Consider the following 24247-nt stretch of genomic DNA (forward strand, 5'->3'; position numbering starts at 1 on the left):
GGTAACCCCCATGACGACGACACTCTCTATCAACGGACAGCGGCTCTGGCAGTCGCTGATGGACCTGGCCCGCATCGGCGCGACGCCCAAGGGCGGCAACTGCCGCCTGGCGCTGACCGCGCTGGACGGCCAGGGCCGCGACCTGGTCACCGGCTGGATGCGTGACGCAGGCCTGACGCTGCGCGTGGACCAGGTGGGCAACATCTTCGCCCGCCGCGCGGGCCGCAACAATGACCTGCCGCCGGTCATGACAGGCAGCCATATCGATACCCAGCCCACGGGCGGCAAGTTCGACGGCTGCTATGGCGTGCTGGCCGGCCTGGAGGTCATGCGCACCCTGAACGATCATGGCGTGGTGACGGAAGCGCCGCTGGAAGTGGCCATCTGGACCAACGAGGAAGGCTCGCGTTTCGTGCCCGTGATGATGGGTTCGGGCGTATTCGCCGGCAAATTCCCCCTGGAAGTGGCGCTGTCCGCGACCGACCGCGATGGCAAGTCGGTGGCCGAGGAACTGGCTGCCATCGGCTATGCCGGGACGGACGCCGTGGGCGGCCGCCCCGTGGGCGCGTATTTCGAGGCACATATCGAACAGGGTCCGATCCTGGAGCACGAAGAAAAGGTCGTCGGCGTAGTAACCGGATCGCTGGGCCTGCGCTGGTATGACGTGACGGTGACCGGCATGGAAATGCATGCCGGCCCCACGCCCATGCCGATCCGTCGCGACGCGCTGTACGCCGCCAGCTACCTGCTGCAGGCGGTCGTGGATATCGCCAACGATAACCAGCCGCACGGCCGCGGCACCGTGGGCGAAATCTATGCGCACCCCGGTTCGCGCAACGTCATCCCGGGCCAGGTGCGCTTCACGGTGGACCTGCGCCACGAAGACGAGGCCACGCTCACGCAGATGGACCAGCGCTGGCGCGACACCTGCGCCGAGATCGCGCGGCGCCACAACGTCGACGTGGACGTGAAGCACGTGCAGTATTTCCCGCCCACGCCGTTCGATCCGGACCTGGTGGGCAAGGTACGCGACGGCGCCGCCCGCCGCGGCCTGGCTGCCATGGACATCGTCACCGGCGCCGGCCACGACGCGGTCTACATGGCTGCCGTCACCCCCACCGCCATGATCTTCGTGCCGTGCAAGGATGGCGTCAGCCACAACGAGATCGAGGACGCCAAGCCCGCCGACCTGGAAGCGGGCTGCAATGTATTGCTCGACGCCATGGTGGCGCGAGCCAACGCTCCCGAGGCCCGGCCATGAACCCAGATTCCGCCTACTGGCACGCCCGCGCCGCCGCGCTCGCCTTCAACGGCCAGGCCTACATCGACGGCGCCTACTGCGGCGCGGCCGATGGCGCCACCTTCCCGGCCACCAGCCCCATCGACGGGCGCAAGCTGGCGGACGTGGCCGCCTGCTCGGCAGCCGACGTGGACCGCGCCGTGCAGGCCGCCCGGCGTGCCTTCGAAGCCGGCGTCTGGAGCGGCCTGGCGCCGCGCCAGCGCAAGCAACGCCTGCTGCGCCTGGCGGCGCTGATCGACACGCACCGCGAGGAACTCGCGTTGCTCGAGACCCTGGACATGGGCAAGCCGATACGCGATGCGCTCGCCTTCGACGTGCCGGAAACCGCGCGTTGTTACGCCTGGTACGCCGAAGCCATCGATAAAATCTACGACGAGATCGCCCCCACCGGCCCCGACGCGCTGGCCACCATCACGCGCGAAGCGCTGGGCGTGGTGGCCGCGGTGGTGCCGTGGAACTACCCCCTGATGATGGCCGCCTGGAAGGTCGCGCCGGCGCTGGCCGCCGGCAACAGCGTCATCCTCAAGCCGGCCGAACAGGCTTCACTGTCGGCGATCCGGTTGGCGGCGCTGGCCGAGGAAGCCGGCATCCCTGCCGGCGTCTTCAGCGTGGTGCCGGGCCTGGGCGCCCAGGCCGGCCAGGCGCTGGGCCTGCATCCTGACGTCGATTGCATCGCCTTCACCGGATCCACCGCCACCGGCAAGCGCTTCATGGAATATTCAGGACAATCGAACCTGAAACGCGTCTGGCTGGAATGCGGCGGCAAGTCGCCGCATATCGTGTTCGAAGACTGCCCGGACCTGGACCGTGCCGCCCAGGCCGCCGCGCTCGCCATCTTTTCCAACCAGGGAGAAGTCTGCATCGCCGGCTCGCGCCTGTACGTGCAGGACGGCATCTACGACGCCTTCATGGCCAAGGTTGCGGACTACGCCGCGACGCTGCAGCCAGGAGATCCGCTGGACCCCGCCACGGCGATGGGCGCCATGGTCGACGAACGCCAGATGCGCGGTGTGCTCGCCCGCATTGAAGCCGGCGCCGCGGAAGGCGCCCGTCTGCGGCTGGGCGGCCGCCAGGCCCGCAGCGCCACGGGCGGCTACTACATCGAACCGACCATCTTCGATTGCGCCGACCAGAATGGCAGCCTCGTGCGCGAGGAAATCTTCGGACCGGTACTGGCTGCGCAGCGCTTCGCCACCGAGGACGATGCGGTGCGGCTGGCCAACGATTCGATCTACGGCCTGGGCGCCGGCCTCTGGACCGCCAACCTGTCTCGCGCCCACCGTCTTTCGCGCCGCCTGCGCGCCGGCCTGGTCTGGGTCAACTGCTATGCCGACGGCGACATCACCGTACCGTTCGGCGGCGTCAAGCAGTCCGGCTTCGGCCGCGACAAATCGCTGCATGCGCTGGACAAGTACAGCGACCTGAAGACCACCTGGATCAGCCTGACCGCTTGACCCCTCCCGGCGGACGCCTGCGCGGCGTCCGCCATACATGCCATTTCGCGCTATCTGCTTGGCCGCGCGCGCCATTGAAGGCGGCCGGTCCTTGTGCGACCTTGAACGGCGACGGACTGCCCAGCGGGCGCCGTTGCGGGCAGGCGCAGGCGCTCTCCCGCCATCAGAACAATGACTGGAGACAACGATGCGCAAGGCAATAAAGCGAGGCGGAATGCAATCCGCCCCCGGGACGGTCTCATCAACATTGCGGCGGGCCACGCTGGCGGCCCTGCTGGCCGGCTGCGCCTGGGCCGCGGCGGGTCCTGCGTGCGCGCAAGACCCCTATCCTTCCAAGCCGGTGACCATCCTGGTCGGTTTTCCCCCTGGCACTGCAACGGACACGGTAGCGCGGATGGTCGGCGACCGCCTTGGCCAGCGCCTGGGCCAGCAGTTCATCGTCGAGAACAAGCCCGGTGCGGGTGGCTCCATCGCGGCGGGCCTGGGTGCCCGAGCCAAGGCCGATGGTTACACACTCATGATCGGCGCTTCCGCGCCCCAGGCGATCAACCCCCACGTCTATCCCAATCTGAACTACGACGCGCGCAAGGATTTCGCGCCCATCGGGCTTTTGACCTGGCTGCCCTATCTGTTTGTCGTCAGCCCCGAGAACCCGGCCAACAACCTGCGCGACTTTCTCGCGGCCGTAAAGGCCAAGCCTGGCCAATACACCTACGCCACCACCGGCGTGGGCACTACCAGCCACCTTGTAACTTCGGTCCTGCTTTCCAAGGCGGGCGCCAGCATGATCCACGTGCCTTACAAGGGCAGCAGCCAGGCACAGACCGATATCGTGGGAGGACGCACCTACGCCACGTTCGACACCATGGTGTCCTCGCTGGCCCTGGTGAAGGCCGGCCGCCTGAAGGCCATCGCCGTCAGCACACCGCAACGGGTGGCGACCCTGCCGGACGTGCCCACCGTCTCCGAACAGGGCTTCCCCGGTTTCGACATGGGCGCCTGGCTGGGCCTTATCGCTCCCGCCGGCATCCCGCCCGATATCCAGCAAAAGCTGGCGGCCGAGCTCAACACCGTGCTGGCGGACCCGGCCGTGCGAGACAAACTTGCAGAGCTGGGCGCCCAGGTCCGCACCACCGCCACGCCCGCCGAATTCGGCGCGCTGATGAAATCCGAGTATGAGTCGTGGGGCAAGGTAGTCCGCGAATTCAACGTCAAAGCGACTGACTGAACAGGAAACCAGAGCGATGCATACCTCCACCACCATGAGCCCTGCAGAACGCGACACCCGCGTCCAGCTGGCCGCCTGCTACCGGCTGGTGTCCCACTTCGGCATGAGCGATCTCATCTACAACCACATCACCGCGCGCATCCCGGGACCCGAGGGCCACCTCCTGATCAACCCCTACGGCATGATGTACGACGAAATCACCGCGTCCAGCCTGGTGAAGATAGACCTGGACGGCAACGTGCTGGGCAACCAGGGCGACTACGGCATCAACGCGGCCGGCTACGTGATCCATAGCGCGGTGCACGGCGCGCGCCACGATGTGCAATGCGTCATCCACACGCACACCCGCGCCGGCATGGCGGTGTCCGCGCTGAAGTGCGGCTTGCTGCCGCTGACCCAGACCGCCATGCGCTTCGCCAAGATTCCGTACCACGACTACGAAAGCGTGGCCATCGACCTGGACGAGCGCGAGCGCCTGGTGGCGGACCTGGGTCAGTCCGAGGCGATGATCCTGCGCAACCATGGCCTGCTGGCGGCGGGCCCGAGCATCGCGCAGGCGTTCAATACGCTGTATTGGCTGGAAATGGCATGCAAGGCGCAAGTGGATGCCCTGGCCGCCAACCGCGAGCTGTGCCTGCCGCCACCGGAAGTGATCGAAAAGACCTGGCACCTGTACCAACCGACCACGCGCCGGCCCTTCGGCGAACTGGAATGGCCGGCCATGTTGCGCCTGATGGACAGGAAAGATCCGAGCTACCGGGAGTGAAGCGTCGGCGCTGTCGCCCGTCCAAGGAGGTCGACGCCGGCCTCGCTGTCCGCGCCGTCCGGCAGGATGGCGGCAAGACTGGTCTTGACCTCCAGGAAATACGGGGCCGTCGCGGCCAGCCCTCGGGCGATGGCCGCGTCCACCTGGTCCTGGCGGGTGACATGCTCGGTCTGCATGCCAAACGCGCGGGCCATCATCGTGAAATCGGGGCTGGCGAGGTTGGTGCCCACGTAGCGTCCGGGATAGGTGCGCGCCTGGTGCACGCGGATCGACCCATAACAGTTGTTGTTGGACACGATGAAGAACACCGGCAAGCCACGTTCGGCCGCGGCCATCATTTCGTTGCCGGTCATCATGAAGCCGCCGTCGCCCACCAGGCACACCACCTTGCTTTGCGGGTTGCGCAGCTGCGACGCGATCGCCGCCGGCGTGCCATAGCCCATGGCGCCGGACTGCGACGCCATCAGCCGCTGGGGGTAGGCAAAAGGAAAATGACGGTAAACGGGGGCCGCGAAAGTACCCGCATCCAGGCAGACCATGAGATCCGCGGGCGCCTGTTCAGCCAGTGCGCGCACCACGGACACAAACGGCACGCCATCATCCGTCTTTGGACTCGGCCAGGCGGCCACGCGCTCCCGGATGGCGCGCAAGGAGGCTGCCCAGTCGCCGCGCGCCGCGCCGCCCGTCGGCGGCAAGGCCGCCAGTGCCTGCGCGGTGGCGACCGGGTCTGCGACGAGACCTACGTCAGCCGCGAAATGCTGGTTCACGGTATGCGCGTCGACGTGGCAATGCACCAAGGTCTGCGACGGCCTGGGATAGACCGGCAACGTGTAGCCCTGCGTAGTGATGTCTCCCAGGCGCGTGCCCAGGGCCAGGATCAGGTCGCTGGAGTCAAAGGCCGCCACCTGTGCCGCTTGCGTCGCCAGATCCAGGTCGCCCGCGTACAGCGGGTGCGTATTCGGAAAGATGTCGTGCTGGCGGAACGATACCGCCACCGGCACGCCATGCCGCTCTGCCAACAGGCGCAAGGCGTCGCGGCCGCCCGGCGCATTAAACGCCCCGCCAGCGATGATCAACGGCCGGCTGGCGGATTGCAGCAAGGCGCGCAGCCGCTCCAGCGTATCGGGCGCTGGCTGGCTTGGACTGCAGGGCGCCATCGTCCACTCAGGCCGGGACGCCGTCGCCTGCTGCACGTCCTCGGGCACCACCAGCACGACCGGCCCCGGCGTGCCGGAGGTAGCCACCCGCAGTGCCTTGAAGGCGGCCCAGGCCAGATCCTCGGGCGCGGCCACCTCATGCACCCACTTGGCGATGGAACCGAACATCTTCTGATAGTCGATCTCCTGGAAGGCTTGCTTGCGCAGGTCCTTGCGCGGCACCTGTCCGATCAGGAGGATCATCGGCACGCCATCCTGTTGCGCGGCATGGACGCCGATGGCGGCATTGGCCGCGCCGGGGCCGCGGGACACCATGACCACGCCCGGCCGGCCCGTCAGCCGGCCGTCGGCACCAGCCATGAAGCTCGCCCCGCCTTCGTGCCGGCAGGTCACCACGTCGATGCCGGGAAAGTCGTGCAGAGCGTCCAGCACGCCCAGATAGCTTTCACCGGGCACGAGAAAAACGCGATCGATGCCATTGCGGGCGAAGACCCCGAGCAAGGCGTGGGAAGACGTATTCAATTCGGAAGCAGGCGTCATGGATGGCCGAAAACCAGGAAAAGGCGCACAAGCGCGGGTCGGATACGCAGGAATTCTAGGGTGGCTGGCACGATGCCATGTAGGCATACTGTGCCTATCAGATATACAAAAAACGCACACAGGGAGCGTCCGCCCGCGCGGGCGGCGAGACATCGCGATGGACCTACGCAAGATCGAGAACCTGATCCACGTGGCCGATTCGGGCAGCTTCTCCAAGGCCGCGTCGGTGCTGGGAATTGCGCAGTCCGCGCTGGGCCGCCAGGTCAGAAAACTTGAGGACGAATGCGGCTGCGCCCTGCTCTATCGCAACGGCCGCGGCGTGTCCCTGACACCGGAGGGCGAGAAACTCCTGGACCGCCTGCGCCCCTTGCTGACACAAATGACGCAGGTCGTGACCGAATTCCACGACGAGCAGAAGTCCCCTTCCGGACAGGTTACGCTGGGCCTTACTCCCACGCTTTCCCATATGGTCGGCATGCCGCTGGTGGCGGAAGTATGGAAGCGCCATCCCCGCATCCAGTTGAACGTCATTACGGGCTATAGCGGCTATGTGCACGAATGGCTGGCCAACGCCCGCGTCGACATCGCCGTACTGCACGACGCGCGGCGCTCGCAGCATGTGGTGGTCGATCCCCTGGCCGAGCTGGACCTGGCGCTGGTCTCGCCGGCACAGAACCTGTCGCCCGCCGCGCGCGCCCGGTCCACCATTGATTTCGCGCAATTGGGCGATCTGCCACTGGCGCTGCCCACACGCAGCCATGGCCTGCGCCGCACCTTGGAGCAGGCGGCCGCCCAGGCGGACCGACCCTTGAACGTGGTATTCGAAATGGATGCGCTGGAACTGATGAAGGAAATCGTGCTGGAAGGCCTGGCCCACACCGTGCTGGCCTTGCCCGCAGTGGTGGGTGAACTCGCGTCCGGCCGGCTCGTCGCCCGCAGAATCGTCAACCCGGCGCTGTGCACCCGCCTGATGCTGGCCACCGCATCCAACCGGCCGTTGACGCAGGCAGTGAAGCTCGTGCAGGACATCCTGCGCGAACTGCTGCAAGACATGGTCCGGGCAGAGCCCTATCGCTCATACATGCGGATGACCGGCGCGTGCAGCGGGGCTGGGTGAATTTCCCTTGACCTTACCTCGGCACCGGCAACGGCGGCGCCGGGGTCAGGGGGCCTGCCGGAACCCCGCGCGGCGCCGGCATGGGCGGCAGACGTGACGGCGCGGGGCTCATCCATCCTGGTTGGCGGCTGGGTCCGCTGGAGGGCGGCGCTGGCGGTCCGGGCGGCCTGCCCGCGGTGGCGCATCCCGTGCCCAGGCACGGTTCCTGGGCGGTGCCGGGATTGACCAGCCGCGGGCAGGACGCGCCGACGCAGGCGTCCGGTATGACGCGGGCCGATGGCGGCGGTGGCGGCACGGCGGGTGTGCCGCCTTGCGCGCCGGCTTGCCCCCAAAACGACGCCAGCACCGCGACCGTCCATAGCGTTTTCATGGCTGCAACCCCTGCCCCTGGATCGCCGCGGCCTGTGTAAGGGTTTCCGCGGGTGCTGTCCGCGCCACGCCGGGGCCTGGGCGGGCGCGGGACGGCTCCAGTGTGCCCCCCAGCGTCATCGGCTGTCCAGAAAGGCCCCGCGTCAGTCCAGCCTGATGTCCGCGCTTTTCACCACCGAGGCCCAGCGCGCGCGTTCGCTGTTGAAAAATTGCGCCAGCTCGACAGGATTGCGGGTGACGATTTCAGCGCCTTGCTCGTTAAGCTGCGCCTTCACGTCCGGCTGGCTGACGATCTGTGCCATCAGTTCCGACAAGCGCAGCGCAACCGGGTCGGTCGTGGTGGCGGGCGCCATCACGCCTTGCCAGGTGCCGGATTCAAAGCCTGCCACGCCCTGCTCGGAAATGGTTGGAATGTCAGGCACCAGTTGCATGCGCTCACGCTTGGAGATGGCGATCGGCCTGAGCTTGCCCGCCTTGATATGCGGCAGCGTGGCCAGCAATCCGTTCATGATGACCTGGGTCTGTCCGCCTATGGTGTCGGTCACCGCCTGCGACCCGCCTTTGTATGGCACGTACTCCCAGCGTGCCCCCGTGGCCTGCTGCACGGCCACGGCGGCCAGGTGCGGCGCGCTGCCGATGGCGGTCACAGCGAAATTCAGGCGGCGCTGCTTCGAAATCGCCACCAGTTCCGGCACGGTCTTGGCCGGCACGTCCGGGTGCACGGCGAGCACATGGGGCGAATAGGCCAGCATGCCTACCGCGCGCAGATCCTTGGAGGGATCGAACGACAGCTTGGTGTACACGGACGGGCTGATCGCCAGGGCGCCCACGTCGCACAGCAGCACCGTATGGCCTTCCTGCGCGGCCTGCACTACCAGGCCAGCCCCAAGATTGCCGTTGGCGCCGGGCTTGTTCTCCACCACCACGGTCTGCTTCAGGGCGTCGCTGAGCCGCGGCGCCAGAATGCGGGCAATGATGTCCGAGGAGCCTCCGGGCGGGTACGGCACGATGATGCGAACCGGACGCGTCGGCCAGTCGCCCGACTGTGCCCACGCCGGCAGCCATGACGACAGGCAAAGCGCCGCGGCGCCGCCCAGGAAATGTCTTTTGCTAAGGTCCATGGAGTCTCCTTTCGAATTTTTTCGCGTACGGCCCTGAGCGCCGGCGCGGGCGGTCCACCCACGGGAATCCCTGGGCACGCCCGCAATGACCGGATCCCGGTTCTGCGCATGTCATCGTACAACCGTGAAAATATATTTGGAAAGCAGAACCCTTGTCTTATCGGGTATGCCCCTATAATCCCCTGATAACACGCGGTATTTCGCTTGAATTCGGCTTATCTCATGTTGTACGATGACTTGCCCGCCAAAGCCGTGACAGGCAGATGGCAAATTCCGCCCATTGAGGCAACCATACGGATGCGCGCAACATGACCACCCCGCAGGAACTCAAGCAGATCGTTTCGGAAGGACTGCTATCCTTTCCCGTCACCGACTTCGACTCGAACGGCGACTTCAACGCCAGAGGCTATGCGCAGCGCCTGGAATGGCTGGCCCCCTATGGCGCCACTGCCCTGTTCGCCGCAGGCGGCACGGGAGAGTTCTTTTCGTTGGCGCCCGAGGAGTACGCGGACGTCATCCGCACTGCGGTGCAGACCTGCGCAGGCAAGGTCCCCATCCTGGCTGGCGCGGGCGGCCCGACCCGCACGGCCATCGCTTATGCGCAAGAGGCCGAGCGCCTGGGCGCCAAGGGCATCCTGCTGCTGCCCCATTACCTGACCGAAGCGTCACAACAAGGCATCGCCGCACACGTCGAACAGGTCTGCAAATCCGTCAAGATCGGCGTCATCGTCTACAACCGCGCGCAATCCCGGTTGTCGGCCGACAGCCTGGCCCAACTGGCCGAACGCTGCCCCAACCTGGTGGGGTTCAAGGACGGCGTGGGCGACATCGAAGCCATGGTGCGCATCCGCCGCAAGCTGGGCGACCGGTTCTCCTACCTGGGCGGCTTGCCCACGGCCGAGGTCTATGCCGCGGCCTACCGGGCGCTGGGCGTGCCGGTCTATTCATCTGCCGTCTTCAATTTCGTGCCCAGGACGGCCATGGACTTCTACCGGGCCATTGCCGCGGGCGACCACGACACCACCAATCGCCTGCTGGATGACTTCTTCCTGCCCTACCTGGAAATCCGCAACCGCGTCCCCGGGTATGCCGTCAGCATCGTCAAGGCTGGCGCCAAACTGGTCGGCCACGATGCCGGCCCCGTGCGCGCGCCCCTGACGGACCTGCAAGCCAACGAACTGGAAATGCTGGACGCCCTGATCCGCAAGCTCGGCCCTCAGTAAAGCGCGCGCCCTGGCAGTGGTATATATAGGCCGGTCCAGCCACACCAGGGAGCCCCCGATGGCGAGCCGTCGCAGCCTCGCGTTTCTGTTTTGCATGCTGGCCGCCCCTGCGGGCGCGGCCGTCGTCTACGACAACCATGGCCTGGTGGTCGAAGCTGCCAGCGGCAGCCGCAACGACTGGAACACCGGCCAGCGGCAAACCACCCGCAGCACCACCATCACATATCAAGGCAAGCCGCTGTGCGGCAAGGATGTGGGCGCCCTGCTCTATCCCGGCCGGCAACGCATCGAGGCGCGCGCCTTCTTCTGCGCATCCACGGCCAAGGCGTTGGAAACCGATGCCGTGCTTGCCTACTTCACCAGCTCCAGCGCCAATACGGTGCTGGCGCACTTGCGCGTGGTCGACGGCGCGCTGCGCGTCAACCGCCTGAGCCTGTCCACCGATCCCGACCGCGACCGGATTTCCGTCACCCGCTTCGAGGACGCCCGGCAGCCTGGCTGGACGCGGGTATACACGTCCTGGAACGAAACCGTAATGATCCGCCATGCGCCGCTTGCCGCCCTGAACCTGGGCCGGGGCAAACTGTTGGACGTGGCGGATGGCGTGGCGTACCTGGCCGTTCCGCCCGGCCGGGACGTGGTCGAGATCGAACCCACCAAACGGATCAAGGATGCGGACGGCTACCTGCAGATCGTTCCCGCCATCACCAAATTCGTCGACACCCCGCTGGCGTTCCGCGCGGTGCGCATGAGCGACGGCCATGAGCTCGCGCGCCTGGATTTCAAGGACACCTGCCTGCGGCTGCCGGCGATTCAGTTCGACCCGCCGGATGCCCTGTCCCGCTCATCGGCCGCGCCCGAGGTGGCGTTCGACGAGGTGCCGGCATGGCGGGCCAGCACGTTGCAGTTGACCCAGGCACAGGGGGGGCGCGCCGCTTTGCGCCTGCAGCCAGGCGTGAGCCTGCCGCGCAAGCCCGATTGCGCACCGGGCTGAACGCGGACCGCCTCTTCAGATCAGGAACTGGCGGTACGCCTCGTTGCCGGTTTCCTCGGTGTGGGCGTAGCCCAACTGCCGCAGGAACGCATCCAGCGCCGCGCTGTCGGCCAGCGGCGCCTGGATGCCGACCAGCGCGGAACTGAATTCCGTGCCCTGGTTGCGATAGTGGAACAGGCTGATGTTCCAGTTGGGCGCCATTTCGGACAGGAATTTCATCAGCGCGCCCGGGCGCTCGGGGAATTCGAAGCGGAACAAGCGTTCGCCGGCGGCCAGCGGCGAGCGCCCGCCAACCATGTAGCGGATGTGCTGCTTGGACACTTCGTTATTGCTCAGGTCGCCGACGGAGAATCCCTGCTCCTGCAACGCCGCCATGATCTCCGCCGCGTCGCCGCGCCGGGAAATCTGCATGCTGACAAAGATGTGCGCGGTGCGCGCGTCGGCAATGCGGTAGTTGAATTCGGTCACGCTACGCTGTCCGATCACGCTGCAAAAGCGACGGAAACTGCCGCGTTCCTCCGGCACCGTCACGGCGAAGACCGCCTCGCGCGCTTCGCCGACCTCGGCACGGTCGGCAACGAAGCGCAAGCGGTCGAAGTTCATATTGGCGCCGGAGGTCACCGCCACCATGGGCAGACCTTGCACACCTTCGCGCTCCACGTATTTCTTCAGCCCGGCCACCGCCAGCGCGCCCGCCGGTTCCAGCACGCTGCGGGTATCCAGGAACACATCCTTGATCGCCGCGCAGACCGCGTCCGTATCCACAAGAATGATCTCGTCCAGATATTCCCGGCATAGCCGAAAGGTTTCCTCGCCGACCAGCTTGACCGCCGTGCCGTCCGAAAACAGGCCGATTTCGGGCAGATTGACCCGCTCTCCCACCTGCATGGACAGCGACATGGCGCAGGAATCCTCGGTCTGCACGCCGATGACCTTGACGGCCGGGTCCACTGCCTTGATGTAGGTCGCCACCCCCGCCGCCAGCCCGCCACCGCCGATCGGCACAAAGACGGCATGCAAAGGGCCTGCATGCTGGCGCAGGATCTCCATGCCCACCGTGCCCTGACCGGCAATCACGTAGGGATCGTCGAATGCCGGAATGAAGGTCAGGTCCTGCGCGCTCGCCAGCTTCTGCGCGTGGCCATAGGCGTCGCTATAGGAATCCCCTGCCTGCACCACCGTCACCGTGGGGCCGCCATGCGCCTTTACCGCGTCCACTTTCACCTGCGGCGTGGTCTGCGGCACCACAATGATGGCCCGCACGCCCATCTTGGCGGCCGAGATTGCGACCCCTTGCGCGTGGTTGCCGGCGGAGGCCGTGATCACGCCCCGCTCCAACGCTGCCTGCGGCGTGTTGCGCATCTTGTTGTAGGCGCCGCGCACCTTGAAGGAAAAAACCGGCTGATTGTCTTCGCGCTTGAAGTAGACCGGATTACCCAGCCTGGCCGACAGCCCGCGGGCGCGATCCAGTTCCGTTTCCCGGGCGATGTCGTAGATCCGGGCGGTCAGGATCTGCCTCAGGTATTCCATCGGCGAGGCCTTGCCGTCCTGGAATGCGGAGGCGGCCGCGGTGGTTGCGGTTTGCTGAGTGACTTGCGGGGTATGGTGCATCTGGCTCTCTGCTTCGGTGTGCTTGCCCGGCAGAGGCGGCCACAAAAAACCCGCCTCGTGGGGCGGGTGGCTGTGACTGTTGCGGTCGCGCGCTAACCCACCATTCCAGGAATGATGGTAATAATCAGCGAAATGCGGACGGCGCGGAAATTCATGGGGACGTAGCTTCCTCCTTGTGAGCCGCTTTGTCAAACGCGTCGCGGACTCAAAACGGCCCAACTCAATACGTCCCTGTTTAATTTGCGTGCGATTGTGCCCATATCCCGGCCGAATCCTCGGGTTTTGCCGCGCAGCAGGCATAGCACGGTATTACAATGTAAGGTTCGTGGCAGTCGCACTTCCCTAGGCGGACCAGAATCGCTCCGGCATGACCGGCGCGCCCCGGCCGGCCAGATAAAAAAGGGCGGGCGCCGGCCATGTTGGACAGACGCCTGCCGGCCTTCTCTTTGGACGCGTCCGCGCGCCTGCCCATACGAACCCACTCTCCGACAACATCTACCGGCTTCTGGCCGCATAGCATGTTCGGGTTTGCGCCTAGCGCCTGCCGAACAGATTCAAGGATCATGTCTCTTACTCCGAAGATTATCTATACCCTCACCGATGAAGCTCCGGCGCTTGCAACCCGTTCGCTGCTGCCCATCGTCCAGGCTTTCGCAAAGCCCGCAGGCATCACGGTCGAGACCCGCGACATCTCGCTGGCCGGCCGCATCATCTCGGTCTTCCCCGACTACCTCGAAGACAGCCAGAAGCTGGGCGATGCCCTGTCGGAACTCGGCGCCCTCGCCGTCCAACCCGAAGCCAACATCATCAAGCTGCCCAACATCAGCGCGTCGATGCCGCAGCTGAAGGCCGCCATCAAGGAACTCCAGGAACAGGGCTACAAGCTGCCCGACTACCCGGACGCCCCCGCCAACGACACCGAGCGCGACGTCAAGGCCCGCTACGACAAGGTCAAGGGCAGCGCCGTTAACCCGGTCCTGCGCGAAGGCAACTCCGACCGCCGCGCGCCCCTGTCGGTCAAGAACTACGCTCGCAAGCACCCGCACAAGATGGGCGCCTGGTCGGCTGACTCCAAGTCGCACGTGGCCCACATGAGCGAAGGCGACTTCTACGGCACCGAAAAGTCGGCCCTGATCGCCGATGCCGGCGACGTCAAGATCGAACTGACCGCCGCCGACGGCTCCAAGACCGTCCTGAAGGAAAAGACCCCGGTCAAGGCCGGCGAAATCATCGACGCCGCCGTGCTGTCGGCCGCCAAGCTGAAATCCTTCCTGCAAGCGCAGATCGACGACGCCCGCGCCACCGGCGTGCTGTTCTCGGTGCACCTGAAGGCCACGATGATGAAGGTCTCCGACCCGGTCATCTTCGGCCACGTCGTGTCCGTGTTCTACAAGGACGTGCTGGCCAAGCACGCCGACGCGCTCAAGCAAGCCGGCTTCGATCCCAACAACGGTATCGGCGACCTGTACGCCAAGATCCAGTCCCTGCCCGCCGACAAGCAGGCCGAGATCACCGCCGACATCGACGCCGCCTACAAGACCCTGCCGCAGCTGGCCATGGTGAATTCCGACCGCGGCATCACCAACCTGCACGTGCCCAGCGACGTCATCGTCGACGCGTCCATGCCCGCCATGATCCGCGATTCGGGCAAGATGTGGAACGCCGAAGGCGTCCTGCAGGATGCCAAGGCCGTCATCCCCGACCGCAGCTACGCTGGCGTCTACCAGGCCGTCATCGAAGACTGCAAGCGCAACGGCGCCTTCAACCCGGTCACGATGGGCAGCGTGCCCAACGTCGGCCTGATGGCCCAGGCCGCCGAGGAATACGGCTCGCACAACAAGACCTTCGTCATCCCCGCCGCGGGTACCGTGCGCGTCACGGACGCCTCGGGCAAGGTCCTGCTGGAACAAGCCGTCGAAGCCGGCGACCTCTGGCGCATGTGCCAGACCAAGGACGCCGCGATCCAGGACTGGGTCAAGCTCGCCGTCGCCCGCGCCCGCGCCACCAAGACCCCCGCCGTGTTCTGGCTGGACGAGAACCGCGCCCACGACGCGCAGATCATCGCCAAGGTCAAGCAGTACCTGAAGGACCACGACACCAGCGGCCTGGATCTGCGCATTCTGAGCCCGGTCGAAGCCACCAAGTTCTCGCTCAAGCGCATCCGCGAAGGCCTGGACACCATCTCGGTCACGGGCAACGTGCTGCGCGACTACCTGACCGACCTGTTCCCCATCATGGAACTGGGCACCAGCGCCAAGATGCTGTCGATCGTGCCGCTGGTCGCAGGCGGCGGCCTGTTTGAAACGGGCGCCGGCGGTTCCGCGCCCAAGCACGTCCAGCAATTCCTGGAAGAAGGTTTCCTGCGCTGGGACTCGCTGGGCGAGTTCATGGCCCTGGCCGAATCGCTGGACCACCTGGGCCGCACCTACGGCAACGCCCGCGCCCAGGTCCTGGCCAAGACGCTGGACCAGGCGACCGCCAAGTTCCTGGACGAAAACAAGTCGCCCGAGCGCAAGGTCGGCGGCCTGGACAACCGCGGCAGCCACTACTACCTGGCCATGTATTGGGCGCAGGCCGTTGCCGCGCAGACGGACGACGCCGAGCTGGCAGCCCTGTTCGCGGCGCCCGCCCGCGCGCTGGCTGACGGCGAGGACAAGATCCTGGCCGAACTGAAGGCAGCCCAAGGCAAGCCCGTGGACATCGGCGGCTACTACCAGCCCGACGAAGCCCGCGCCAGCCAGGCCATGCGCCCCAGCCCCACGCTGAACCAGGCCCTGGCCTCGATCGGCTAAGCGCCCGCCGCGCATCGCGGCTACGAAAAGGCCGGCAACCCTCGGGCTGCCGGCCTTTTTTTCACGAGCTCAACGCGGCGACGGGGCGGATGCTGCGGGGCCTCCCTCCCCGCACATGCGCTGGCGCAACGCCGGATCGATATCGATGCGCCATATTGTCCGTTTGTCGCCTGCAATCCTTGGCGCCATGCCCGCAAGAACGGGGTAGCGCGTGGCGTCATCCTTCTGGCCCCATATCCAGAATCGCGCTCCGTCCTGGGCCTGGCAGAGGCGAACGCGCAGGTCCTGCTCACCGATCAGCACGCGCTTGCCGGTCGCAGGATCGAACTTCGCCGCGTCGTACAGCTCCTTGCGCCAGTTGTCCCGCGTGGGTATTTCGGGATTCTGCCAATCATCGACGATCCAGGCGGGCTCTTGCGCGCCGGTATAGAACCCCAGGTCGAAGGGCAGACTGTGCAGCGCGATATGAATGTCCCGCGGCCGCATCTCCGCGCGCAGCTCAGCCGTTGCCGGCCCCGCGCTGCCGCGGGGATTGATTGCCGCCACGATGATCGCCCCCACGCAGATGACGGCGGCCACCCCAACGGCGATGCCGGCGCCGCGGCGCTTGCCCGCGGCCCATGCAGGCGCGACCCGTTCGCTGATCAGGAACGCCAAGGGCGGGAACACCGGCAACACATAGCCGATGAGCTTGGAATGCGGAATAGAAAAGAACACCACCACGACCGCAATCCAGATGGCCGCAAGCCGACGCAGCCCCTGCGGGTCGGACTCGCGCCACCACGCTGGCTTGAACAGCGGCACCGCCCAGATCGACCAAGGCAGCGCCAAGCCCGCCACAATGGGCAGATAGAACCAGAAAGGCTGCGCGTTGTTGAAGCCCCCCTGCGAAAAGCGCTCGAATTGCTGATAGACGAAGAAATACTGGTTGAAGCCGGGATAGCGCAGCTCCATCAGCCAGAACCAGGGCACGGCCACTACGGCGAAGACCAGCAAGGCTGGCAGCCACAGCAAGGCGCGCACGCCGGGCCAATCGCGCCGCAGCAGCAGCCAGGCCAGCACAATGGAGCCCGGCAGCGCCAGGCCGATCAGCCCCTTGGCCAGCACCGCCAGCGCCGCGAGTACGCCGGTCGCCACCGACATGGCGCGGAACGGGCGCCCCTCGGCGCGCCGCAAGGCAGTGTCGGCTGCGGCCAGCACGCACAACGTAATCATGCTGGCCACCAGCATGTCCATGTTGGCGAACTGGGCGGCGCCGAAAAAGAGCGGCATCAGCCCCAGTATCGCCACCGCCCAGCGTGCCTGCGCGGTACTGCGATAACGCGACACAAATGCGTATAGGCCGGCGCCCGCGCTCCACGCGCCCAGCAGCGACGGCAGGCGCGCGCTGAATTCGTGCACGCCGAACAAGGCGTAGCTGATCTGGGCCAGCCAGTAGTACAGCGGTGGCTTGTGGAAATACGGCATGCCATCCAGCAACGGCACCATGGGCGAGCCGCTACGCAGCATCTCCCAGGCTACCCCTGCGTAGCGCCCCTCGTCGGGCAGGGTCAGCCAGCGCGCCCAGGCCAGCGCCCCCAGCCACAGTGCCAGGCCTCCCAACACCAGCCAGCCGGGCCAGGCCGCGCGCCGGGCCGCCGGCGCCATGGATGCGGTCATGGGGACGCTCATGCCCGATCCTCCCGCGGCGCGAGGCGGCGCTGGACGCTGGCCACAGGGTGGGCGGGCACTGCAAAACTAAACACAAGCGACATGGGAATCCGGAAATAGCTCGGGAAAATGCAAATTTCCGGGCAGTATCGCCAGGCGCGCGTCAAGCTTTCATGAAATTTCCGCAAAAAACCGCGGCCGCTACGCCGGATGCAGGCGGTCCAACCTGAGCCGCCCGCGCTCGTCCGTCAGCCGGCGCATCGCGCCGTAGGCCGCGGCCATGGCCGCCATGCCGCTGGCGCCGCACAGCAGGAACATCAGCAGGATCTGGTACTTCGCGGCGTCTATCGGATCCATGCCGGCAATGATCTGTCCGGTCATGATGCCGGGTAGCGTGATGATGCCGGCGGCCGACATCTGGTTGATGCTGGGAACGATCCCTCGCCGCACGGACTCTTTCAGCAGGGAGGAAAACGCCTCGCGCACGGTCGCGCCCAGCGCCAGCCGCGCCTCGATCGCCAGCTTCTCGCGCCGGGCGCCGGACAGCACCCCGTCCAGCGCCAGACTGGCGGCGTTGAGCACGCTGCCCAGCACGATGCCGATAAGCGCAATGGTGTAGCGGGGGTCGTACCAGGGATCGGGACGCAGCGCGGTATTCAGAATGAACAGCACGGTGATGACCGTGGTGCCGGCCACCGCGATGGCGCCGACCCAGCCATTGCCATGCTGCGTCAACCTGGCCTTGGGACGCGCCGCCACTTCCCTGGCCGCCAGCGCCATCATCACCGCCACCACCAGCGCAGTCAGCCAGGGGGCGGCGTGCGCGAACACGATGCGCAGGATGTGGCCCACCAGCAGCAGTTGCACCACGGTGCGCACCGCCGCCCACAGCACCTGGCGCTGCAAGTTCAGGCGCAAGGCAAAGGAAATGCCCGCGCTGAGCAGCACCAGCAGCGAAGCGATGGCCAGATCGGAGGCCTGCAGCTTGATCACGTCCATAACGGCTCCAGCCTGCCCTGCTCCATGCGCCAGGAACGGCGCGCCAGGCGCTCAGCCTGGGCCGGGCTATGGGTCACCATCAGCACGGCCGCGCCGCTGTCCAGATAGCGCCGCACCTCGGCTTCGACCTTGTCGGTGGCGGCCTGGTCCAGCGCGGCCGTCGGTTCGTCCAGCAGCAGCACGCGCGGCGCCAACGCCAGCGCGCGCGCAAGACCCAGGCGCTGGCGCTCTCCGGTGGAAAGTTCATTCACCAGCGCGTCCAGCTTATCGACGGACAGCCCCAGCCGTTGCATGATGGCCGCCGCCTTGGCGCGGTCCGCGAAATGCGGCGCCACCGCGTCCTCCCACCAGCCCGCCTCGGCCTGGCAATAGATGACCTTGCGGCGCCACGCATAACCTCGCATGCCGGAACGCGGCCGCCCGTCCAACAAAGCCTCGCCATGCCCTGGGTCCAGATCCGCGACCTGCCGCAGGAACAGGGATTTGCCGGATCCGGATGGCCCCATGATGGCGGCGCATTCGCCGGCGGCTAGGTCCAAGCTGGCAGGCGCCAGCCGTTCGCTGTAGATACCGCGCAGCCGGAGCAACGGGTGCGCGTCGGTAGTGATGTTCGGCATGGGTACAGATCTTAGACCGGCATTTGCCGCCATGAACGTTCACAATGACCGCGCCGACGCATTAAATAAATGCGAATATGTTCTATTCTCATCTAAAATATGGCTCCTCCCCGCACCCAGACCTTCGGGGATTCAACCCGCAGCGCGAGCCACGCCCTTGAATTCATCCTTCCCTGCCGTACGGTTCACGATCGCCGATTTCAACCGCCTGGGCAGTTCCAACGGTTTCCACTACCGTCTGCCGGGGTTCGATGCGGCGGGCGTCGACCCCGAAGCCTTCTGCATCGCCGAAGGCCGCGTCGAGGAGCATGCGATCCGCGCGGGCCAAACGCTGGTCTTGTCCGACGTGCTGGTGCATCACCACTACGAATCGACCTCCATCATGACGCCCCGCTTCTCGGCCATCGTCATGCTGCAAGGACAGGCCCGGGCGCGCGTTGGGCGCCACGACGACCTCCGACTCGTCGCCCAGGGCGGCGTCAGCGCCGCATATGGCGATACGGTGGCCATGAACGGCAGTCATCATGCCGGGCAGCGGCTGCGCAGCGTCAACCTGTCATTGCGCGAACCAGATGACGCGGACGACGATCCGATCAGCGACCAGATCCGCAAGGCCCTGCGCACCCCCGCCTTCCGGCTGCGGCCATGGCAGGTGCAGGCGCACCTGGCGCAGGCGCTTGAGCACTTGCTGGAATGCCGCTGGGACGATCCGCTGCGCGCCATGTTGCGCGAGGCCGTGGGCGCGCAACTGCTCGCGCATGCATTGGCTGCGATGGACCAGCGAACGCCCGAAATCGGCGCGGTATCGCCGCGCGACCGCCGCTTGCTGGAGCGCGTGCGCGAACGGCTGCACAGCGCGCCGGGCGAGGAACACACGCTGGACGAATTGGCAAAACTCGCCTGCATGAGTCCCAGCACCCTGCGCGCCAAGTTCCGCGCCGCCTATCAGTGCTCCGTATTTTCCTGGCTGCGCGAACGCCGCCTGGAGGTCGCCCGCGAGCAATTGGCGCGGGGCTGCAGCGTGCAGCAGGTGGCCCATTGCGCGGGTTACCGGCACGCCACCAACTTTGCCACGGCGTTCCGCGAGCGCTATGGCGTCGCTCCCAGCGACCTGGGCTGAGCAGCGTTGCGCCGCGCGCACGCGCCGGCGGCATTCAGCATACGCATCGCATCCTCCCGCATACGTTCAAGCCTTCAGCAAAAACAATAATTCTCATTGCTAGATCTTTCAGCTGGAGTTCGTCGTCATGCCCTTTGTGCCTCCCCCGCCACGCGCGCTCATGCGCCGGGCGAATATGCTTGCCCTGGCCCTCCAGGCCTCCCTGCTGTCCTCGCCGCTGACATACCACACCGCCGGCAGCGCACAGTCCGCAGCTTCGGCCGCCCAGACCGCGTCCGCCCAGCCAGAGGCCGCCGAACTCCCAGCCGTCACGGTCAGGGGCGCCGGCCTACCTGGCACCACCGAAGGCACCCACGCCTACAACACCGAGGCCATGAGCACCGCAACCGGCCTGACGCTGTCACCGCGGGAAACGCCGCAATCGGTCAGCGTGGTGACGCGGCAGCAGATCGAAGACCAGGGCTTGCAGGACACCGGTTCCATCCTGGGCAGCGCCCCCGGCATTTCCGTCACGCGCAGCGACAGCAATCGCCTGTCCTTCTCCTCGCGCGGCTTCGCGATCGACAATTTCCAGTTCGACGGCCTGAATGCGCCCATCCTCAGCCAATGGAACTACGGTTCCACCGACATCGATGCCGCCATCTACGATCGCGTGGAAATCGTGCGCGGCGCCACCGGCCTGATGACCGGCTCGGGCAACCCCTCCGCCGCAGTCAACTTCGTCCGCAAGAAGCCCCTGCGCGAATTCACGCTGGCGGGCAGCGCCAGCGCCGGCAGTTGGGACTACGTGCGCGGCGACGCCGACCTCTCTGTGTCGTTGACGGAAAATGGACGCATCCGCTCGCGCTTCGTTGCCGCCTACAGCCAGGGCGACAGCTACGTCACGTTCCTGGATTCGCGCAAACGCACGCTATACGGCGTCATCAGCGCCGATCTCACGCCCGACACGCAGCTCACCGTCGGCATGGAGTACATGCGCAACCAGAGCAACGGCTTCGGCAGCGGCTTCCCGTTGTTCTATTCGGATGGCTCGCGCACCGACTTCAACCGGTCGGTGGCCAACAACACGCGCTGGGCGCGCATCGATACCGAATCGACCACCACCTTCGTGGACCTGAGCCACCGCTTCGCCAATGACTGGACGGCGCGCGCCGCCTATAGCCACAACGACGGCGAGTACCGCATGAAGCAGCTTTACCGCGGCGGCTATCCGGACCGGACCACGGGCACGGGCATGAGCAGCAGCTTCAACAACTATGACGGAGAGCGCTCGCGCGACGATATCAACCTGACACTGTCGGGCCCGTTCCAGCTGTTCGGCCGCAAGCACGAACTAGCCCTGGGCTGGATGAGCGTGGACGACCACAGCGACATCGGCCAATACCTCATGACCGGCGCCAAGCCCGCCATCGGCAGCTTCTTCGACTGGCGCCAGGACCATATCGCCGAACCGAGCTGGTCCAGTCGCAAGACGCCAGCGGACGACATGCGGGTCAAGCAGACCGGAACCTACGCCGTGGGTCGATTTTCGCTGGCCGATCCGCTGCATCTGATCGTGGGCGGACGCTGGAGCAATTGGGAGACGAACCAGACCTACTTCGGCACCAAGCGCCAGTACAAGATCAACGACCAGTTCACGCCGTACGCAGGCCTGATCTACGACATCGACGAGACGTACACCGCCTACGCCAGCTATACCGAGATTTTCCAGCCGCAGAATGCGCGTTCGCCCAGCGGTTCCATTCTGCCGCCCATCGACGGCAAGAGTTACGAGATCGGCCTGAAGGCTTCCTACCTGGACGGTCTGCTGGACGCGGCCGTGTCGCTGTACCAGACGCGTCAGAACAACCTGGCCCAGGCCATTCCCGGCGTATCGGTGATAGGCATGCCTGGCACGCAGGCCTATCGCGCGGCATCTGGCGCTAAGGTCGAAGGCGTCGAACTGGAAACCACCGGGCAGATCATGCCCAACTGGAACATCGCGGCCAGCTACACGCACTTCACCGCCAAGGACGCCGACGGCAAGGCCATCAACACCAGCCATCCGCGCAGCCTCTTCAAACTCTATAGCACCTATCGCCTGCCCGGTAACCTGAACCGCCTGACGGTAGGCGGCGGCATGGACTGGCAGAGCCGCATGTACCAGTCCGCCCCCAGCCCGCGCGGCAACGTGGAGGTCCAGCAAGGGAGCTACATGCTCGTGAACCTGATGGCGCGGTACGAGTTCAGCAAGCAAGTCTCGGCCACGCTCAACGTGAACAACCTGTTCGACAAGAAGTACTACGACCAGATCGGCTTTTTCAGCCAGGGTTGGTGGGGGGCGCCGCGCAACGTTATGCTGACGCTCCGAGCGCAGTACTGATCGGGGAATCCGCCGGCACGCCGCCCTGCCTGCCGGCCGCAGCATCCGACGTCGAATTGTGGATCGGCGGCAGCATAACCGACTACGGACCAGAGGGCTTTACCTCCACCGCCAGGTACTACGCGAAGAAAGAGTCCTTGTTGATTGCCATCTTCATACCCAAGGCAATGGCAGCGGCCTCTCCGCAGGAGCGTCCGGACCAGGTCGTGCAGGGCTGGCTGGCTGAGGGCTTCAGTGCCGTCAAGCTCCCGCGCGGCGCCCAGAAGCTGCCTCTTCCGCTTATTGCGGAGACGGTCCGCTCTTCCTTGGGCATCGTCCCGTAGTGACCGGAACGGCCGTGAAATGAAAAAGCCCGCCTGAGCGGGCTGTTCCCTGCAAGGCCGGCGCCTCAGAGCATGTGCGCCAGGAACTCGCGGCTGCGAGCCTCGCGCGGCGCGCGGAAGAAGTCGGCCGAGGGCGCTTCCTCGATGATGCGGCCCTCGTCCATGAAAATGACCCGGTGCGCGACTTCGCGCGCGAAGCCCATTTCATGGGTGACGACCAACATGGTCATGCGCTCGTCGGCCAACTGCTTCATGGTGCGCAGGACTTCGCCCGTCAGTTCGGGGTCCAGCGCCGAGGTGGGCTCGTCGAACAACATGATGTCGGGCTCCATGGCCAGCGCGCGGGCGATCGCCACCCGCTGCTTCTGGCCGCCGGACAGGCGCGTCGGATAGTTGTCGCGCTTGTTCAGCAAGCCGACCTTGCGCAGCAGTTCCTCCGCCTTGGGAATGATCTGCGCGCGCGTCATACCCTTCACGGTGACCGGCGCTTCGATGATGTTCTGCAGCACGGTCATGTGCGGGAACAGGTTGAACGACTGGAACACCATGCCCATTTTGCGGCAGATGCGGCGCACGTCCGCGTCGCTGGCGTACTGGCTGCGCCCGCCGGCCACGGCCCGGGCCATGGCTTCGCCTTCGATCTCGATGCTGCCTTCGTCTATGGTTTCCAGGTGGTTCAGGCAACGCAGGAAGGTGCTCTTGCCGGAACCGGACGGTCCGATCACGGCGACCACTTCGCCTTGGCCCAGGGTAAGAGAAACCCGGTCCAGCACGCGGTTGGAGCCGAACGACTTGATGATGTCGCGCGCCTCGATCATGACGGGGCGCGTGGACGGGGAATTACTGGTCATATTTGGCATAGCGCTTTTCCATATGCTGGAAGAACCACGTCAGGACCAGCGTCATGATGAGATAGAAGGCGGCGGCGACCAGGAACGGCGTGGTGGTGAAATCACGCTGCACGATGCCGCGCGCCGTGCGCAGGATGTCGTTGAGCGCCAGCACGTAAATGAGCGACGTATCCTTGACCAGGGTGATGGTCTCGTTGCTCATGGGCGGCAGTACCCGCTGCACCATCTGCGGCAGCACGATGCGGCGCAGGGTCTGCAGATAGGTCATGCCCAAGACCTTGCTGCCTTCGTATTGGCCACGGTCCACCGACTGGATGCCCGCGCGGAAGATCTCGGCGAAATAGGCGGCATAGTTCAGCGCGAAAGCCACTACGGCTGCCGGGAAATCCGGCAGGCGCACGCCGATGACGGGCACGAACGGCAGCGCAAAGTAGATGAACAGCATCTGCAGCATCAACGGCGTGCCGCGCATGAGCCAGATGTAGCCGTTGACCAGATTGCTCGCCAGCCGCCATTTCGAGATCCGTACCAGCGCCAGCACCAGCCCCAGCGGGACCGCCAGCGCCAGCGTGATGAAAAACAGCGTCAAGGTGACTTTTGCGCCTTGCGCCAAGGGTCCCAATAGGGAGAGTACGTAGTCCATGCGGTGGGTT

19 protein-coding genes are annotated in these 24247 nt (G+C 66.0%); 10 read left to right on the forward strand and 9 right to left on the reverse strand.

What is annotated here, in order from left to right; translation table 11 throughout:
• Nucleotides 1-10 precede the first annotated feature (10 nt).
• The 4 genes from CEY08_RS12360 to CEY08_RS12375 all read left to right on the forward strand — a co-directional run bounded on the left by CEY08_RS12360 (nucleotide 11) and on the right by CEY08_RS12375 (nucleotide 4748).
• Nucleotides 11-1261 carry a Zn-dependent hydrolase gene (locus CEY08_RS12360; protein WP_088607683.1) on the forward strand — a complete coding sequence of 417 codons (1251 nt, stop codon included), beginning with the start codon at nucleotides 11-13 and terminating at the stop codon, nucleotides 1259-1261.
• Nucleotides 1258-2754 (forward strand): aldehyde dehydrogenase, encoded by a 1497-nt coding sequence (locus CEY08_RS12365; protein WP_076813430.1) that lies wholly within the window; start codon nucleotides 1258-1260, stop codon nucleotides 2752-2754. Before CEY08_RS12360 ends, CEY08_RS12365 begins: the two co-directional genes overlap by 4 nt.
• Before the next feature lie 214 nt (nucleotides 2755-2968).
• Nucleotides 2969-3982 carry a Bug family tripartite tricarboxylate transporter substrate binding protein gene (locus CEY08_RS12370; protein WP_076813428.1) on the forward strand — a complete coding sequence of 338 codons (1014 nt, stop codon included), beginning with the start codon at nucleotides 2969-2971 and terminating at the stop codon, nucleotides 3980-3982.
• A 16-nt stretch (nucleotides 3983-3998) separates the two neighbouring features.
• Nucleotides 3999-4748 (forward strand): class II aldolase/adducin family protein, encoded by a 750-nt coding sequence (locus CEY08_RS12375; protein ID WP_063640675.1) that lies wholly within the window; start codon nucleotides 3999-4001, stop codon nucleotides 4746-4748.
• On the opposite strand, the gene CEY08_RS12380 is transcribed toward CEY08_RS12375, so the two are convergent.
• Complete coding sequence (locus CEY08_RS12380) at nucleotides 4736-6445, reverse strand: thiamine pyrophosphate-binding protein (RefSeq protein ID WP_076813426.1); 1710 nt, start codon at nucleotides 6443-6445, stop codon at nucleotides 4736-4738. The genes CEY08_RS12375 and CEY08_RS12380 overlap by 13 nt on opposite strands.
• Before the next feature lie 157 nt (nucleotides 6446-6602).
• On the opposite strand from CEY08_RS12380, the gene CEY08_RS12385 reads away from it, so the two are divergent.
• Nucleotides 6603-7562: a LysR family transcriptional regulator gene (locus tag CEY08_RS12385; protein ID WP_076813423.1), complete on the forward strand. Its 960-nt coding sequence runs from the start codon at nucleotides 6603-6605 to the stop codon at nucleotides 7560-7562.
• Nucleotides 7563-7575: 13 nt separating this feature from the next.
• Here the strand turns inward: CEY08_RS12385 and CEY08_RS12390 are convergent, their stop codons facing one another.
• Entirely contained in the window at nucleotides 7576-7932 is a 357-nt protein-coding gene (locus tag CEY08_RS12390) for a hypothetical protein (RefSeq protein ID WP_076813419.1), read from the reverse strand.
• A gap of 142 nt (nucleotides 7933-8074) precedes the next feature.
• Entirely contained in the window at nucleotides 8075-9052 is a 978-nt protein-coding gene (locus CEY08_RS12395) for a Bug family tripartite tricarboxylate transporter substrate binding protein (protein WP_076813417.1), read from the reverse strand.
• A 308-nt stretch (nucleotides 9053-9360) separates the two neighbouring features.
• On the opposite strand from CEY08_RS12395, the gene kdgD reads away from it, so the two are divergent.
• Nucleotides 9361-10275 carry a 5-dehydro-4-deoxyglucarate dehydratase gene (gene kdgD / locus CEY08_RS12400; RefSeq protein ID WP_063640678.1) on the forward strand — a complete coding sequence of 305 codons (915 nt, stop codon included), beginning with the start codon at nucleotides 9361-9363 and terminating at the stop codon, nucleotides 10273-10275.
• A 58-nt stretch (nucleotides 10276-10333) separates the two neighbouring features.
• Entirely contained in the window at nucleotides 10334-11269 is a 936-nt protein-coding gene (locus CEY08_RS12405; protein ID WP_076813414.1) for a hypothetical protein, read from the forward strand.
• Between the two features lie 15 nt (nucleotides 11270-11284).
• On the opposite strand, the gene ilvA is transcribed toward CEY08_RS12405, so the two are convergent.
• Complete coding sequence (ilvA, locus tag CEY08_RS12410) at nucleotides 11285-12799, reverse strand: threonine ammonia-lyase, biosynthetic (protein WP_232033885.1); 1515 nt, start codon at nucleotides 12797-12799, stop codon at nucleotides 11285-11287.
• A gap of 644 nt (nucleotides 12800-13443) precedes the next feature.
• Here ilvA and CEY08_RS12415 point away from each other — a divergent pair.
• Nucleotides 13444-15672, forward strand: a complete 2229-nt coding sequence (locus CEY08_RS12415; protein ID WP_076813410.1) for an NADP-dependent isocitrate dehydrogenase — start codon at nucleotides 13444-13446, stop codon at nucleotides 15670-15672.
• Between the two features lie 69 nt (nucleotides 15673-15741).
• On the opposite strand, the gene CEY08_RS12420 is transcribed toward CEY08_RS12415, so the two are convergent.
• The 3 genes from CEY08_RS12420 to CEY08_RS12430 form a co-directional block, all read right to left on the reverse strand.
• Entirely contained in the window at nucleotides 15742-17343 is a 1602-nt protein-coding gene (locus CEY08_RS12420) for an ArnT family glycosyltransferase (protein WP_084738537.1), read from the reverse strand.
• 180 nt (nucleotides 17344-17523) lie between these two features.
• Nucleotides 17524-18321, reverse strand: coding sequence for an ABC transporter permease (locus tag CEY08_RS12425; protein ID WP_042793517.1), 798 nt, complete (start codon nucleotides 18319-18321; stop codon nucleotides 17524-17526).
• On the reverse strand, nucleotides 18312-18938 hold the full coding sequence (locus CEY08_RS12430; RefSeq protein WP_084738536.1) for an ABC transporter ATP-binding protein: 627 nt from the start codon (nucleotides 18936-18938) through the stop codon (nucleotides 18312-18314). The genes CEY08_RS12425 and CEY08_RS12430 overlap by 10 nt, the downstream gene beginning before the upstream one ends.
• Nucleotides 18939-19095: 157 nt before the next feature.
• Here CEY08_RS12430 and CEY08_RS12435 point away from each other — a divergent pair, with 157 nt between their 5' ends.
• Complete coding sequence (locus CEY08_RS12435) at nucleotides 19096-20058, forward strand: helix-turn-helix transcriptional regulator (RefSeq protein ID WP_042793516.1); 963 nt, start codon at nucleotides 19096-19098, stop codon at nucleotides 20056-20058.
• 127 nt (nucleotides 20059-20185) lie between these two features.
• Nucleotides 20186-22420, forward strand: coding sequence for a TonB-dependent alcaligin siderophore receptor FauA (fauA, locus tag CEY08_RS12440; RefSeq protein WP_088607684.1), 2235 nt, complete (start codon nucleotides 20186-20188; stop codon nucleotides 22418-22420).
• A gap of 388 nt (nucleotides 22421-22808) precedes the next feature.
• Here fauA and CEY08_RS12450 read toward each other — a convergent pair whose 3' ends face one another.
• On the reverse strand, nucleotides 22809-23561 hold the full coding sequence (locus CEY08_RS12450; protein ID WP_042797019.1) for an amino acid ABC transporter ATP-binding protein: 753 nt from the start codon (nucleotides 23559-23561) through the stop codon (nucleotides 22809-22811).
• 22 nt (nucleotides 23562-23583) lie between these two features.
• Entirely contained in the window at nucleotides 23584-24237 is a 654-nt protein-coding gene (locus tag CEY08_RS12455; RefSeq protein WP_042797018.1) for an amino acid ABC transporter permease, read from the reverse strand.
• Nucleotides 24238-24247 lie beyond the last annotated feature (10 nt).

Source organism: Achromobacter insolitus, from assembly GCF_002209555.1.
In the GTDB taxonomy this organism is placed as follows: Bacteria; Pseudomonadota; Gammaproteobacteria; order Burkholderiales; family Burkholderiaceae_B; genus Achromobacter; species Achromobacter insolitus.